Source organism: Agrobacterium sp. 22-226-1, from assembly GCF_053522345.1.
Genome location: NZ_JBNWCP010000032.1, coordinates 1 through 13,745, shown reverse-complemented (window position 1 = coordinate 13,745; position 13,745 = coordinate 1). Strand labels below are relative to the sequence as shown.

The following is a 13,745-nucleotide window of genomic DNA, read 5'->3' as shown; positions in this document are numbered from 1 at the left end:
GCGACGCCTGGCGGAAACTCGAAAGCCAGCCATGGCGCATCATGTCCATCGGTCACCGCAAATGGGCCAATGAGTTCTGATCATTGAGCGATGGTATGAGTTGCGAAATCCGTCACCATCGGCGCCGGCTTCTGCCCCATATTTGGTACGCGGCGAGCGGAAGTTTAGTCAGCACAGTTCTTGACTTGCGCTTCGTCTTCCAATTTTGCGCGGCGGATCATGTAAGCGTCCGCTATGAATTGGTTTGGCCGCCTCTTCCATTCAGCCTCAAGGCGTCTAATTTCGACGAAGACCAAGGCCGTTTGAACGAAACTCGTATTCAAACATGCGGCGCGAATAGACACCGTGCTTGAAGTAAAAGCTTTTTGATCTGACAAACTTGGCGTCCCGGGGAGGATCGTATTTCCCTGAGAGAACCGGTCTTCCGTTCACTGACACCACCGCATCAAATGCTCCATCGCCATCAAACACAAGCGCAATGCTTACCTCGTATTGGGTACCGTCGCGTTTGAGAACTTGTCCTTGATGTCTTGCACTGCGCATGTCCCCATTCTCGGGGCATTGGGGATTACCGGGCACGGTGACATAATCACTGTCAAAGCTGAGCTTACCGTTTCCGAGCCAGCGCAAGCTCAAAGGCGGCGAACATTTGAAACCTTCGTGCTGTACCTGAAAGAAAATGAACGGTTCACTTGCTTTCGATGTCATCGAAACGCGGCTTGAGAGAACATACCGGGCGGGCCGTGTTATCGACACTTTCTCGCTCGTAATTTCCGCTCTCTGTTTGAAAAAACCTCCTGCGCAGCGGTTAACTGCTGGACGAAAGACATAACCGCTGCCAGTTTGTTCTATTGCACTTCTATCCGCATCACATGAGTTGCGCCAAGAAGTTGCGTGAAGTCCCTCGACGCCCAAGCATGTGAAAGCAAAAATGAAAAATGCGACGTACTTCAGCATTCTACCACCTCGATAAATGGGACCAATCGTCAGGAAACCTGCGCTACAGACGCCCGTTAGATATTGGAAGACTGGAATATTTTGTGCCATAAGCCCTACTTGGGTCTCCGGCAAACCTGATGCGGCTAACCCTGACATCGCCTTGAGACCACAATGCTGCTAATGCAAAACTCCACACGGCCCCGGGTCTCTCAATGAGAGAGTGACCGGCGTCAGGTAGTAGAGATTTCCTTGGTTACTTAACTTGATACGCGTTATTTAGTTTGCCGCTCTTGGAGTCGTAGAAGTTCACAGCTTTGGGACCGACAATCTCAACCTTGTTGCATTCGGTGAATTTCTTGAACTCCCAGCAAAAAACCGTTTCGTCGAATGTCCACTTGAACGAATCTATCGGCTGCCCTTTGGCGGCGAATGTGCCAGTACCATCGGGCTTTATTATTGCGGAGAATCGAACTCCTTTGGAAGTCTTGCTGGAAATCGTTTGCCCGACCACAGCGGATGTGAACTCGGCCTTGTCGGCGTATTTGGGAGCGGCGGCAACATTGGCTGCCGCCAATGTCAACGCCAGAAATAGAACTGATTTACTCATAGCACCCCCTAAATTGAACATCATTACTTACGCTTCATAATATAGATTTTACAATCGCAGGAATTCATCGAGATATATTACTCTCCGCAAGATTTTTATCTATATATTTCGGTCGACGCTCTTCATTTTTTTTGACCAAAGCAAGAAGAATTTACCGCCCTCCTTGTAGGACGAGTGGGATATTTTCGGATAGTAACTCTTGTGGGAATATAGAGCCACTCCCAATTGGGAGATGGCTACTTGAGTAGCAAATTATTGTCTGGCGTAATGTAAGGGTCTACCATGAAGGGCTTGATATGAAGTCAGCGCACAAACTATCACAGATTTGTGAAGACATCTCGTCATTGGTGACTGAGGCGTCAACCGGTCTCCGCAGTTGGTCAGACTTGTGCTCCACTTTCACAGATGCTTTCCCCGGTTCCTACGCAGCATTGCTGAGGCAGAATTTCGTCCGGCCTGACGTCGGTTTCGTTGTATCGGACGGTTTGGAAGACCGACATCTGCATTCCTTCATTAACCACTATTCCTACGTCAATCCGTGGCGGAGATTCTGGCAATACGCGAGTAATGGTGCGATTCTGGTGGCGCAGCGGGACGATCCGGCTGCGCGATATCATGGAAGCGTTTTCTACGAGGAGTGGATGAAGTCTGTTGGCGACTTCGATGCCGCTGTGGGGCTGCGCCTGCAAGTGCATGACGAGGAGATCATTTATCTTCCAGTTCATTTTCCAGATAAACTGTCTTCTGCATACGAGCTTTCACTCGAGACCGTAATGCTGAGTACACGTCGCAGTTTGACAAATGCGCTCCAGATTGCATCTTACTTTGCAAGTTCTTGTCGATCTTCCATAGCAAAAGCGACGCTGAGCTGCCTAGAGAGCAGAATAGCATTTGTAGTGGATGATCGCATGAAACTGATTGACGCAAACAAAAGGGCTTTGACGGCGTTCGGCAGAGGATCTCCCGTTGTCTGCAATCAGGATGTCGTCCGGTTTGCGCAACGATCTGCGACTATTGCCGTGGTAAGCGCGGTGCGAACCGGTGCTCGCGATCTTGCGTTGAAACGACTCATGATGGTTGGTGAAGAGCATTGGGTGATCACAATCAATCAACTCTCACCTGTATTCACCAACCAATTAATGGATGTTCGAAGGCATTTCTTGGTTCAGATTCATAAGATTGGCATCGATTTGGACAACTTCGAAGGCGATCTTCTTGCTCAAGCATATGGTTTGACGCGTTCAGAGGTTCGGCTCTGCAAAGCGCTGGCAACTGGCGCAATGCTTGTCGACGCCGCCGCCATTTCTCATATCAGCTATGAAAACGCGAGACAGAAATTGAAATCCATCTTTAAGAAAGTTGGAGTTTCAAGCCAGGCCGATCTCCGAGTTTTAATATGTTCTGCGGGTTAGAGCTGCTGTGAGGACGCAAACAGCAGCAATGCTTTGCGTCTTTTGTGGAAGAACTCGAAGCGGTGGCAGAGCCCAGGCATCACACGACTGTCGCTATACACATCGAGTACTGTATAGAAGCGGGCTGGAGGCGCCTCCCGGATTCATCAGTGAGATCGGTACCTTGTTGCCGATCGCACCATGTGGCCGGAAATTGTTGTATCGACCCATTACGCAATGGTTGTCGCCCATGCCCTGGTTAGCAAGATGCGCGGCGTCTCGACGTTCTCGCCGGCTAACAGCTCGGCAAACTCGCCGCGGCGTTCGAGCGGCAGAACGGAAGCGACGGTATCGAGCTCTTCGGCGCGCCGCTCGACGGACGTTTGTTATGTCGTCGCTTTGGCCACGGCCACCCGCATTCGCTCCTGAAAGTTGTCTGTCTGCTGTTCGAGCGGTCACGTCCGGAACGCGGAGATTGGTGATTTCGGCATGATACAACGCCAGTCAGAGGTGGCGCGGGAAAAGCCAATTGCCTCGCAAGCATCCGTGGGACAAGCGTTTCGAACCAATCGTTTTGGCATCGGTGCGCCTGTCCCCACTGACTTCCGCATTTCGCAGCAGTGCAATGACGACAGGTGGTTCACTTCACGTTTTGAAATGAGCGGTCACCGAAAATGAGTTCCCATCAGGCGACTATGCGGTCATGTCTTCGTTCAAATCGTGCGAGCCATTGCTCGACGATACGCGAAGCAAAGAGTTGACAGTATGGAAAATCCGGTCGCACTGAATCGCCTTTCCGAAAACACGGTCTTCCGTGAGGGCGATGTATTTGTACTCTTCGGCGAGCTGTTCGGTCGCGGATATGCCACCGGCTTGCTAGACGGAGCCAGACGGGCCGGAATGAAGATTGTGGGGATCACCGTCGGGCGGCGCGACGGGAATAACGCGCTGCGGCCGCTAGACACCGAGGAACTGTCTTTGGCGGAGGCCCGGCTGGGCGGCAGGATCATCAACATACCTCTTATGGCGGGATTCGATCTCGATGCGCCTGCAGACGGCCCAACTCCCACCGATCTCCTGGCAAAAATGACGCTCGAGAGCTGGCAACACGACAAGCTCGACTGGGATTATGTCGGGCAATGCCGCGACATAGCCACTGAACGTTTCAAGGCGTCGCTTTCGAAAGTCATGACCGTTCTGGACGGAATGATCGGCGATGGCCGCAATGTTTTCTTCGCGCACACAATGGCTGGCGGCATTCCCAAGGCGAAGGCATTCCTGGTCGTCGCCAATCGCATCTACAAGGGAACCGGCACCCGCCACATGTCGTCGCAGACCCTGCTCGACAGTGACATGGGAAAACTCATTCTGCAGAATTTTGACGACGTCTCCGCAAACACCTTCCGCCATCTCATTGATTTCAGTGCGGCGATCCGCGAACGCGTCGAAACCTCGGGCGGACAAGTACGATATACGGCCTACGGTTATCACGGATCGGCGGTCCTGATCGACGGGAGCTATCGTTGGCAGACCTATACCAACTACACCCAGGGATATGCGAAGATGCGGCTTGAAGGTATCGCTGAGGATGCCTGGGCGAAAGGGATCACGGCAACCGTCTACAATTGTCCTGAAATTCGCACCAATTCGTCTGATGTGTTCACGGGTATAGAGTTGCCCCTGATACCGCTGCTGCTTGCGTTGAAGAAAGAAAACGGGAGCGAATGGGCCGATAAACAGTGGGAGGCCTGCGAGCAACTGCTGGCAGATGGCTTAACCATGAAGGATGTTTTCAGGAAGATCACTGACATGCAGGCCAGCGAGGTCATGCGTCCGTTCTATGACTTTTCTGCATGGCCCATGGCAAACAGCCAGGCACAGGCCGATTTGACCATTGGCACGTCAAACGAGATCACCCGGATGCATCGGGATGACAAGGTGATGATTAGTGACCTTCTCAGCAGTCTCGTCGTGACGGCGACAGGGGAGCTGATCTTTGGCGAATCGTCGGAACCCGCGGGTCCCGTCCTGTGGCTCAACCACGATATTGTGGCCCGGCGACTGAATGCTTCACACCCGCCTTCAAGGTCTTCTGCGCCGCTTATCGCGCAGGGGACGGAAGCCTCACAACTTGAGACGGCGTGACAGCTTCCAAGCCCGGCCTCGAAGCCAGTTGCGTTGGCCACGGAGCGACAAAACCTGTTACAGGAACAGACCTCCAGTCAGGTCATGTGGGCGAAAGTGGCCCTTATCGGAAAGCGGACGTGGCTTGCGGCGAAGCCACTCCGTCGCCTATGCGCCGACAGGAGACATGGCGGCTGCTCCTCATGAGTCAGCTTCCGCAAACAGCCTCTCAGTCAGGAAATCGATGAAGACGCGTAGCCTCGGCGCAACGAACCGCGCCGATGGCCAAAGTATCGAGAAATGGCCAGGTGCCGCCAGGCTTTCGCTCAGCACCGTTTCCAGCAGGCCATTGCGAATGGCGTCGGCGGCCAGGAATTCGGGCATATATGCGAGACCCATGCCACCAATCGCGGCGGCTCTGATCGCCTCCATGTTTCCACATGTGAGCGTAACCGACATGTTCTGCAAGCGATTGCTTCCGTCTTTGAGACGCCATTCCTGGAACTTGCCCGATGTCGGAAACCGAAAACGTAACGCCTCATGTTTTCGCAGATCGTCGGGATGTGAAGGCCTTCCCATTCGCCTGAAGTAATCCGGCGATCCGCAGACCACGAAGCGAAATGGCCCCAGTCGTCTGGCCATCAGGCTGGAATCGCGCAAGTCACCGCTACGAATGGCCGCATCAAATCCACCTTCGATCAGATTGACCTGCCTGTCATTGAAATCGAGTTCAAGATCGATACGTGGATAGCGTTTGCGAAATTCGGGGAGAATGGGCAGAAGAAAGCGGTAGCCGATTGTTGGCAGTGTCACATACAAACTGCCACTTGGCGAATCGCGATCAGCCTTGACCGCCTCATGTGTGTCGCGCAGATCAGCCAGTATGGCTCGATAACGCTCGAACAGCATCGCACCTTCTTCCGTCAGCGAGACTTGCCGTGTTGTTCTCTGAAAAAGCCGTACATTCAGGGAGGCTTCCAGTCGGCCAACGCTTTTTCCAACCGCAGACGGGGATAGCCCGAGACTCTGGCCAGCCTTGGCAAAGTTCAGGCGTTCCGCCACCCGGACGAAAGCCTCGATTTCGCTCAGTTTATCCATCCCCTCAGATTAAAGAATTTCAGTCCACAATGAAACGACAAAAAGAGGAATTATCGACCCATACGCTTTTGCTGCAAGCTTGGCCGTCACGGTGCCAGATCACCGCGACGGCATTTTTCTGCACTGGAGCTTCCATGACCGATATATCCCGAAAAACACCGACCTCCCGCCACTCGGTACTGGCGGCAGTTTGTCTGGCAGCGTTGACGTTGCCTCTCAGCTTCTCCGCCGGCGTAGTCGCCACACCCGCAATCGCGCAAGACCTCGGCGGATCGCCGGAAGCTTTGACCTGGATAACGAACGCTTTCATGCTGACGTTCGGCAGTCTGCTCATGGCTGCAGGCGCTCTGGCCGACAAATTTGGAAGACGTCGTGTCTTTCTGACCGGCTTGTTGGTCTTTGTCGGATTTTCATGTGCGCTGGGGCTGGCGAATGCGGTCTGGCTCATAGATACTCTCCGCGCGTGTCAGGGTGTGGGTGCGGCCGCAGCCCTGGCAGGCGGAACCGCCGCCCTTGCCCAGGAATTCGACGGCCATGCCAGAACACGAGCCTTTGGTCTGCTTGGAACAACGTTCGGCGTCGGTCTTGCATTGGGTCCACTCGTCACAGGAGTGCTAATCGAGACCGTGGGATGGCGCTCGATATTTCTCGCCGGAGGACTGATCGGTTTCCTGGCGCTTGTCCTCGGACCGCCGCGCATGCGCGAAACGGTCGACCCCGAAGCGGCACGCCTCGACTGGATCGGCACGGCCTGTTTTACCCTGATGCTGACGCTGTTCACCGTCGCGATGATAGAATTGCCTTCCCTCGACGCGGCCGAACTTGCGATCTTGAGCTCCGGGTTCATCATTTCGCTTGCAGTGTTCATCCTCGTTGAAATCCGGGCCTCTCGGCCGATGCTGGACTTGTCCCTCTTCCGGTATCCGCGTTTCATCGGCGTGCAACTGTTGCCTGTGGCCACGTGCGCTTGTTTCGTCGTTCTGCTTGTCATTATCCCGCTGCGCCTCGTTGGCATTGAAAAGTACGACGTGATCACGGCGGGCGTCCTGATGCTTGGCTTGTCAGCCCCGATGTTGATTATACCTTTCATGGCAACAATATTGGCCCGCCAGATATCGTCCGGCATCCTTTCTGCCGCCGGTCTCCTGATCGCCGCCGCCGGCCTTGTCTGGCTTGCCGACATCGCCGGTAACGACGGGAGTCTGCTTGTTCTGCCAATGATTATGATCGGCATCGGTGCTGGACTGCCGTGGGGACTGATGGATGGCTTGTCAGTCAGTGTCGTGCCCGTGGAGCGCGCGGGAATGGCAACCGGGATATTCAGCACCGTGCGGGTTGCCGGAGAGGGTATCGCTCTCGCGATTGTTAGCGCGACGTTGTCCGGGCTGGTCGCGACAGAGCTTGGTCGAGCGACGGGTCTGTCGTCCGAGGTGTTGAATGATATAGGACAGCGGTTAGCCGTCGGCGACCTTGTTTCGGCGAGTGCTTTATCTCCGGAAATACGAACGAGCACTCTGCAGAATGCTTATCAGGCCGCGTTCACGACGCTGTGCTGGTGGCTTGCCGCCATAACATCGATTTGTGCCGTCACGATTGCTGTTCTACTGCCCAAACGCTCCGGTATCACGGGTAACGTGGTCCGGCAGGAGCCAACTGGCTTGGCAGGCGAACTGTCGAAGTAAGTTATTTTGTCCGGAACCGGCCTACAGCGGAAAGGATGTCCGGATTGCGCCTTCATTCCGGACGTAAGCACAGCAATTACACGCTCCCTAAAGCAGTCTTTTCGCTTATCAGGCCTTCAACGATCGTTAAGGGATGGGAAATTGACTGACAGGTTTCGGGCGACCGCAGCGGGAAAGCTGTATTCCACCGGGCCAGCGAGCTTTGGGCGGCAGTGCACTTTTACATCGCCACTCCTTCATTCCTGCCGCTCCTCAGAAGTGAACATCGCGTGTATCGATGGAGGATCAAATTAGCCCTCGTTCTTTGATATTAACGGTTTTACAGAACGCAAATATCTGTACGGGTAGGCTTCGAAGCTACCCCGCCCCCAAATGACCTTAATTGAAGGATTGCTAAACAGACGAGCGGGCCTCATCATCGTGACCTCGGCAGCAATTACAACGGGCGCTGCCGCCGGGGGCTTTAATGCCCGCGCCCGCAATCTGAAAGGAGGACACCATGTCTTCCAGCGTCCACGCCGTCGATTTCGATCCCGGCAGCAATCGTATTCTCAACCAGATGCTTCATAAGGCCGGATATGTAACGGCGAGGATGAAACCGCTGTCAGGAGCGCTGTCAAGTCAATCACGCACTGTGTTGCTCCGGTTCATGTCCGGAGTCATTCGCCAGCGAGACAATGGTTTTCCGTCAGGACCGGAGTCCATTTCCGCTTTCGGACGACCGTGATTCCATAGATGAAACTGGTGTCGGTCACGCTCCCAACCCCGTTTCCGCAGTCTAGACGGTGAACGGCCTCCGAAATTACAACTAAATGCTGAAAATAGTGGAGAACAAAAACTAAAAGTTGACAATCACATTTGAGCGACCTATATGTTAATTGTCGATATTTGCTTGCTTAGCTTTGGTTATCGCGCGTCTGGCACCGTGCCCTGAACGAGCCTTTTCTCTCAAAAATCGCTATCGCATCTGCAGCGCTGCAGGCGTTGTGGTCCTCTTATTGCTATGAAAGGGTTCATCATGACCACTGGCACAGTTAAATGGTTCAATTCCACCAAGGGCTTCGGCTTCATCCAGCCTGACAATGGCGGCACCGACGCGTTCGTGCATATCTCGGCCGTCGAGCGCGCCGGAATGCGCGAACTCGTTGAAGGCCAGAAGATCGGCTACGACCTTGAGCGCGATAACAAGTCGGGCAAGATGTCGGCTTGCAACCTCCAGGCCGCCTAATCATTCCCGTATCCGCTCTCCGTTAGCTACGGATGTACTGGCACTGGCGAGAGCATGATACCAGCAAGGTCAGGCAGATTGCCTGACCCACGGCGGCGTTCAATCTGGAAAAGCCATGTCACAGACACACAGCAAATCCCGGCAGAAGGCGGAGATAGCCTTCGCCAATACCCAGTCGCAATTCTTCGCGCGAAACAGCGCCATCGAGGAACTCGATTCCCTCGTTCTGGCCCGCGAGGAAAAGACGAGGCGGCTTCGTGAAGCACGCCTTGCGAAAGAATTGAAGGACCGTGAGGCGACGACCGCCTCTCTTCTCAAGAAACGACGGGCCAAGACGGTCTGATCTGCCAGGACGAGCGGGCGCGGACGGATAAAACACGACGAGGCCGCCCGCAAGGCCGAGCGCGATCGGCGCTACCCCAATCGCAAGGCAAGGCGGCTATAGCAAATGGCTTGGTCACGTGAGGTCAGGCTCTTTCCGCAGTTTCTTTCAAACCGTTGTACTCCGCAACCGAAAGGGATACCCATGGCGGAAAGTATCGTCGAACTTCAGGCACTCAACACGGCATGGCAGATCGCAATCCAGGAAATCCTGCGGATGGTGATCCGAGACATGTATCATGCGGCCGGAGAGGAAGCCTTTCTGGCGAACATCAAGCGGATCGAAGAGGCCGCCGTCGACAGCATTTATGCAGACTTGCGGCTACGCGGGACGAATGAATGGACGGAAGTGGTTGTCAAGGATAATGCGAGTAACTTTGTAACCACGCTGCTGACATCGTTCACATATGATCGAATCTAGTGGAAGATCGGGCCGTGCGCGAACCGCATCGCTGCTGTTCCGTATGAGCATTTTGATTAGTTCGGCTTTGCGCGCGGCAAGTCGCTGGCGAGCGTCTGCTTTCAGGAACTATATGGAGGAGGCTCACGGCCCCAATGTCCGAACGGACGCCTATGGCGGCAAGATGGAAAACCGCGCGCGTCTGGTACTCGAGGTCACGGCCACGGTGGCGCAGGAAATCAGCGGCACTGGTGTGCCGGATTTCGCCAGTTTCGCCCACAAATAGCATTTCCTGTAGCGGTCCTCAGACGTAATACGAGTATATCATGGATCGACTTGATGTTCTCGGCATCACCTGCATTCACGTCGTTGAAGGCGCGGGCCGCCCGCGCGACGTCGCACCCTTCAAATACGGATCGCTCCGCCGCCGCTTCAGCAGGACACATATCGCCAATAATGGCTGTGATCTCGACCTTGCGACGCCGCATCTGGCCGATGGCAAGGCAGATCTGATCGCCTTCGGACGCCCGTTCGTCGCCAATCCGGATCTCGTCGAACGACTGCAAAGCGCCCCCCGGCTGAGATCCGGTCATGCTCTATGGCGGCGGCACTGCGGGCTATATCGATTATCCCGCTTCATCGGGACTTCCGGCAGTTGAGCCATCACGGTGCGTACTTCGGGGCGGCTCCTGCGATATCGATCATCATCCCAAGGCTGCGTAGCCGGATGCCGCGCCAGATCAAAAAAGCTCTGGCCACCGTCGCCTCAAAGGACACCTGTCCGCACCCATTACCGATAGCACAGAGTGAAAACAGAGAGCATCAAGTTTTGTGATGGGGTTGATGAAATCAAGGGCGGAGTCTGCAGGCTATTTTTCGTCGGGGAAAAATCTTATGAGCTGTGTCTTCGTAAGCGTATCTCGACTCGCTGTATCAGAGGAGATGCAATGTTCAATATTTGCGCGTAAATCTGCCGGCACTTCTGGTCCGCCGGCTTTCAGGAGCTTGTCGCCCATCGCGAGAAGAGTCGCCAGTTCCACACCGCATCGGGACGCAGACATAACTACTCCTCCGGCCGGACCGGATCGTATTTCTTCAAGGTCTTTGCCGGCGGTATAGAGCGTCAACAGATACCAGATCAGAAAGAAGGCGGACCAAAGCATCATGCTTCCAAGAACATATGCGCGCACAGGTGTTTCCCCGCTATCTGCCGAACCCCGGAAGACCTTGGATTGCATATCTCGGGAGTGGTCTGCGAGATGGCACACGTTCCCGCTTCTGTACCCCGAACAGGAACAGCATTTCTCCTTTGAGTTTGGAAGGGTCGGTCATTCCACCCTGAAAAAGATCGATTATCTTGCGGGTGGCCTTGTTGAATGACCGGTCGTCATCCGAGCGCGTATCGATTTCAAAGCCGGCATCTGACAACAGGGACCGCAACATATTCAGATCGTGAGACGAAATCGGGCCGTATTCTTGTGCGGAAGACATCGTGTCCTCCTTTCGTTGGGGCCAAGGGATTTCACCTTGAAGCGGTAACGCCCTTTAAAAAAGCTACCGAAGAAACCAGCCTGCGCGTTTTGAGGTTCATTAGCAAGGGAATTCCGATGCGCTGGAATGAAGCCGCCGCTCAATAATGACCAGCGAATGGCTGGTGAACTTCGCCGAGGCTTTCCAAAACCGTATTCGCTTGCGTCTTAAGCTATTCAGGCGCACTGTAAGGCGTCGGTAGCGATGTCACGGGCACTACTGGTTGAGGGTCGGTTACCCTGGCCCCAACGAGAGGAGGACATTATGTCTTCCCACCCCGGTTTTGCAGCCATCTCTCCCAAAGAGATGGAGATGATCCAGTCAGTCTTGAAGAGTGCGGGCTATAACGCCACATTGCTGGGCAATGACCAGCGACAATTCAACACGGCCGCGTTTCTTGTAATGAGACTGTTTCTTGCGGGAGAAACATCTGCCGATGCTCTCGCAGCACAATTGAAACGCCGGCTTGGGAATGCGGACTCACTTGACCATTCCTGCCAATCACCGCCGGTGCTTGACGTCATCAAAAGTGTCCCTCGCAACACGATATACGTCTTGAACTTTTTCAGGAAACCAAATGGCTGATGAATTGGGGCTAATGAATAGCCCTGGAAGAACGAAGGCGGGCCGCCATAGGCTGCCTCTTTGTTAGTCCTTCTCAGGGTTCGAAATCCGCTTAGTGGAGAGCGATGACGGTCAAGGATAAAACGTTGCGGCGCAGTGTGAATGACGTGTCAGGAAAGAGTGTAAGGGTATGAAAGAAAGAACGACATACAAAGAAATCACCTTCGCGAATCCGTTCGTATTGGATGGATTAGTAGTACCTCTGGAAGCTGGAACATATCGTCTGGTCGTTGATGAACAGCTTGTTGAAGGTCTCAGTTTTCCTTCGTATCAACCCGTCGCAACACACCTTGAGATACCTGCTATCTCCGCCCAATTAGTGAAGCGCCAGTTTTTGCAGGTGTCCGCGGAGGAAATAGAAGTGGCGCTGCAAAAAGATACCGAATTGCAATGCGGCGAGTCAGACCAGTGATCAACGTTTCACAAGTTGGCCGGCGAGTGCGCTGGCCAGTTATGGGGAAGCGGTAATACAACGCCACTTGCACGCTGCTTAGTTTTCTCCGGCAGAAATCTATCTCTGGCGTAGCACGGGCGAGCGCAGAACGAGTAAGGATATTCCTGTGTTACGCGCCTTCAGAGGCAAGAAGCTGATAGTGGTAGAGCGGCGTCCGTCGTTGACGGCGGCGTGCCATGCGCAACTTACTGCCGCCGGAGCCACCGTTGCAGGCCCTGTTTCTTCTGTCGAGCAAGTCTTGAACCTGTTGGAAGCCGGCGATGTCGACGGGGCAATTATTGACGTCAAAGTTGACGTAGAAATGATGTTACGCTTGGCCATGCTTCTGGAATCAATGGCGACGCCGTTCGTTTTCGCATCTTTCATCGATGTGAACTCGGAAGGCTACGCTTTTAGCGGTGACAGGAAGCATCTCCGCAAGATAGCCGACGTTCTTTTTGGCTCGCCTGGGCCGGCGTCAACCCTCCATTAACGTGGTCCCGTTGAATAGATGGTGTGGTTGCTGCTCAACCCACCCCGGCACGTTCTTGTCAGATGATGGCCGGATTAAATCCAACGGGTGAAAGGACGGCGGCCTGACATCCAACACTATGAGTGGGATCGATTTCGCGAAGCACGTTTTCCAAGATTCATGGAGCTTCGCTTTCCGGAGAGGTCAAGTTTCGGCGGAAACTGTCCCGGCAGCATTTCCTTAGATTTATAGCCGGGCAGGGCATTTCGATAGCCGTAATGGAGGCGTGCGGGATGGCTCATTACTGGTCACGCGAACCGACGAAACTCGGCCATGAAGTACGGCTGATAGCCGCCAGAGTATGTGTGTCCATTCGTAAAGCGCCAGAAGAACGATGCTGTGGATCGCACTATGACCTCTATGACAAACCGGAGCCGGTCGGAAAAGCGTTGGCGAAACTGATCCCTTACTACACGGAAAACCTCTGAGCATGGCTAAACGGCCGCCATGTCACAATGGCGGCCCCTCTGCATGCGCAAACGAGCGGGGAACGAACCCGCTGCGCGGGAGAGCGTCTGCGGCCCCTTATCGGCCCTAGCTACATAAGCGTTCTTGCAATAGTGAAGCGGGCTTGTGTCAGGCCTGTACAAATCAAGAACGGCAGTTTGCTTTCAGCCATGCAATTACAGCATCTGCGTTTTTATCGGGTGAATACACCGGATAGAAAATATGCTTGATCGTAAGCGGCAAGGAGACCCCATCTGGCGCGGCTGATGCTGAGTAGGGTATTGGGGGCATACGAGTTCTCTGAATGTGAGGATCTATGTCTAGACCTG

Annotated in this window: 15 protein-coding genes and 3 pseudogenes; 12 read left to right on the top strand and 6 right to left on the bottom strand. The window is 54.2% G+C overall.

Going from position 1 to position 13,745, the window contains the following annotated elements; genetic code table 11:
• Window positions 1-276: 276 nt before the first annotated feature.
• Together ACQZ5K_RS26530 and ACQZ5K_RS26525 are read right to left on the bottom strand one after the other, a co-directional pair.
• On the bottom strand, window positions 277-957 hold the full coding sequence (locus tag ACQZ5K_RS26530; RefSeq protein ID WP_448742009.1) for a hypothetical protein: 681 nt from the start codon (window positions 955-957) through the stop codon (window positions 277-279).
• A gap of 235 nt (window positions 958-1,192) precedes the next feature.
• Window positions 1,193-1,546 carry a hypothetical protein gene (locus ACQZ5K_RS26525; protein WP_448742008.1) on the bottom strand — a complete coding sequence of 118 codons (354 nt, stop codon included), beginning with the start codon at window positions 1,544-1,546 and terminating at the stop codon, window positions 1,193-1,195.
• A gap of 296 nt (window positions 1,547-1,842) precedes the next feature.
• Between ACQZ5K_RS26525 and ACQZ5K_RS26520 the strand changes: the two genes are divergently transcribed.
• Complete coding sequence (locus ACQZ5K_RS26520; RefSeq protein WP_448742007.1) at window positions 1,843-2,958, top strand: helix-turn-helix transcriptional regulator; 1,116 nt, start codon at window positions 1,843-1,845, stop codon at window positions 2,956-2,958.
• Between the two features lie 219 nt (window positions 2,959-3,177).
• On the opposite strand, the pseudogene ACQZ5K_RS26515 reads toward ACQZ5K_RS26520, so the two are convergent.
• Window positions 3,178-3,323 (bottom strand): annotated as a pseudogene (locus ACQZ5K_RS26515) (integrase); the annotation flags it as partial.
• A 379-nt stretch (window positions 3,324-3,702) separates the two neighbouring features.
• On the opposite strand from ACQZ5K_RS26515, the gene ACQZ5K_RS26510 reads away from it, so the two are divergent.
• On the top strand, window positions 3,703-5,082 hold the full coding sequence (locus ACQZ5K_RS26510; protein WP_448742006.1) for an enoyl ACP reductase FabMG family protein: 1,380 nt from the start codon (window positions 3,703-3,705) through the stop codon (window positions 5,080-5,082).
• Window positions 5,083-5,262: 180 nt separating this feature from the next.
• Here ACQZ5K_RS26510 and ACQZ5K_RS26505 read toward each other — a convergent pair whose 3' ends face one another.
• Entirely contained in the window at window positions 5,263-6,159 is an 897-nt protein-coding gene (locus ACQZ5K_RS26505; protein WP_448742005.1) for a LysR family transcriptional regulator, read from the bottom strand.
• Between the two features lie 134 nt (window positions 6,160-6,293).
• On the opposite strand from ACQZ5K_RS26505, the gene ACQZ5K_RS26500 reads away from it, so the two are divergent.
• From ACQZ5K_RS26500 to ACQZ5K_RS26475, 6 genes and pseudogenes are all read left to right on the top strand, one after another.
• Complete coding sequence (locus ACQZ5K_RS26500) at window positions 6,294-7,841, top strand: MFS transporter (RefSeq protein ID WP_448742004.1); 1,548 nt, start codon at window positions 6,294-6,296, stop codon at window positions 7,839-7,841.
• 499 nt (window positions 7,842-8,340) lie between these two features.
• Window positions 8,341-8,568, top strand: a complete 228-nt coding sequence (locus ACQZ5K_RS26495) for a hypothetical protein (RefSeq protein ID WP_448742003.1) — start codon at window positions 8,341-8,343, stop codon at window positions 8,566-8,568.
• A 291-nt stretch (window positions 8,569-8,859) separates the two neighbouring features.
• Entirely contained in the window at window positions 8,860-9,069 is a 210-nt protein-coding gene (locus ACQZ5K_RS26490) for a cold-shock protein (protein ID WP_059759453.1), read from the top strand.
• Window positions 9,070-9,184: 115 nt separating this feature from the next.
• Window positions 9,185-9,412: a hypothetical protein gene (locus ACQZ5K_RS26485; RefSeq protein WP_448742002.1), complete on the top strand. Its 228-nt coding sequence runs from the start codon at window positions 9,185-9,187 to the stop codon at window positions 9,410-9,412.
• Between the two features lie 183 nt (window positions 9,413-9,595).
• Window positions 9,596-9,871, top strand: a complete 276-nt coding sequence (locus tag ACQZ5K_RS26480; RefSeq protein WP_448742001.1) for a hypothetical protein — start codon at window positions 9,596-9,598, stop codon at window positions 9,869-9,871.
• A 127-nt stretch (window positions 9,872-9,998) separates the two neighbouring features.
• Window positions 9,999-10,486, top strand: a pseudogene (locus ACQZ5K_RS26475) (oxidoreductase); the annotation flags it as partial.
• Between the two features lie 233 nt (window positions 10,487-10,719).
• On the opposite strand, the gene ACQZ5K_RS26470 reads toward ACQZ5K_RS26475, so the two are convergent.
• Window positions 10,720-11,040, bottom strand: a complete 321-nt coding sequence (locus ACQZ5K_RS26470) for a hypothetical protein (RefSeq protein ID WP_448742000.1) — start codon at window positions 11,038-11,040, stop codon at window positions 10,720-10,722.
• Window positions 11,041-11,053: 13 nt separating this feature from the next.
• Window positions 11,054-11,341, bottom strand: coding sequence for a hypothetical protein (locus ACQZ5K_RS26465; protein ID WP_448741999.1), 288 nt, complete (start codon window positions 11,339-11,341; stop codon window positions 11,054-11,056).
• Window positions 11,342-11,644: 303 nt separating this feature from the next.
• Between ACQZ5K_RS26465 and ACQZ5K_RS26460 the strand changes: the two genes are divergently transcribed.
• From ACQZ5K_RS26460 to ACQZ5K_RS26445, 4 genes and pseudogenes are all read left to right on the top strand, one after another.
• A complete protein-coding gene (locus ACQZ5K_RS26460) occupies window positions 11,645-11,965 on the top strand; it encodes a hypothetical protein (RefSeq protein ID WP_448741998.1) in 321 nt (106 codons plus the stop codon).
• Window positions 11,966-12,134: 169 nt separating this feature from the next.
• Complete coding sequence (locus ACQZ5K_RS26455; RefSeq protein ID WP_448741997.1) at window positions 12,135-12,416, top strand: hypothetical protein; 282 nt, start codon at window positions 12,135-12,137, stop codon at window positions 12,414-12,416.
• A gap of 148 nt (window positions 12,417-12,564) precedes the next feature.
• Window positions 12,565-12,930, top strand: coding sequence for a response regulator (locus ACQZ5K_RS26450; RefSeq protein WP_034499653.1), 366 nt, complete (start codon window positions 12,565-12,567; stop codon window positions 12,928-12,930).
• Window positions 12,931-13,048: 118 nt separating this feature from the next.
• A pseudogene (locus ACQZ5K_RS26445) lies at window positions 13,049-13,314 on the top strand (IS110 family transposase); the annotation flags it as partial.
• Window positions 13,315-13,745 lie beyond the last annotated feature (431 nt).

Bases quoted from the DNA above. Each gene is read 5' to 3' on its own strand.
- ACQZ5K_RS26480 (WP_448742001.1), top strand. From the start codon at position 9,596: ATGGCGGAAAGTATCGTCGAACTTCAGGCACTCAACACGGCATGGCAG.
- ACQZ5K_RS26510 (WP_448742006.1), top strand. From the start codon at position 3,703: ATGGAAAATCCGGTCGCACTGAATCGCCTTTCCGAAAACACGGTCTTC.
- ACQZ5K_RS26525 (WP_448742008.1), bottom strand. From the start codon at position 1,546: ATGAGTAAATCAGTTCTATTTCTGGCGTTGACATTGGCGGCAGCCAAT.
- ACQZ5K_RS26490 (WP_059759453.1), top strand. From the start codon at position 8,860: ATGACCACTGGCACAGTTAAATGGTTCAATTCCACCAAGGGCTTCGGC.
- ACQZ5K_RS26500 (WP_448742004.1), top strand. From the start codon at position 6,294: ATGACCGATATATCCCGAAAAACACCGACCTCCCGCCACTCGGTACTG.
- ACQZ5K_RS26465 (WP_448741999.1), bottom strand. From the start codon at position 11,341: ATGTCTTCCGCACAAGAATACGGCCCGATTTCGTCTCACGATCTGAAT.
- ACQZ5K_RS26530 (WP_448742009.1), bottom strand. From the start codon at position 957: ATGCTGAAGTACGTCGCATTTTTCATTTTTGCTTTCACATGCTTGGGC.
- ACQZ5K_RS26520 (WP_448742007.1), top strand. From the start codon at position 1,843: ATGAAGTCAGCGCACAAACTATCACAGATTTGTGAAGACATCTCGTCA.
- ACQZ5K_RS26505 (WP_448742005.1), bottom strand. From the start codon at position 6,159: ATGGATAAACTGAGCGAAATCGAGGCTTTCGTCCGGGTGGCGGAACGC.
- ACQZ5K_RS26455 (WP_448741997.1), top strand. From the start codon at position 12,135: ATGAAAGAAAGAACGACATACAAAGAAATCACCTTCGCGAATCCGTTC.
- ACQZ5K_RS26495 (WP_448742003.1), top strand. From the start codon at position 8,341: ATGTCTTCCAGCGTCCACGCCGTCGATTTCGATCCCGGCAGCAATCGT.
- ACQZ5K_RS26460 (WP_448741998.1), top strand. From the start codon at position 11,645: ATGTCTTCCCACCCCGGTTTTGCAGCCATCTCTCCCAAAGAGATGGAG.
- ACQZ5K_RS26485 (WP_448742002.1), top strand. From the start codon at position 9,185: ATGTCACAGACACACAGCAAATCCCGGCAGAAGGCGGAGATAGCCTTC.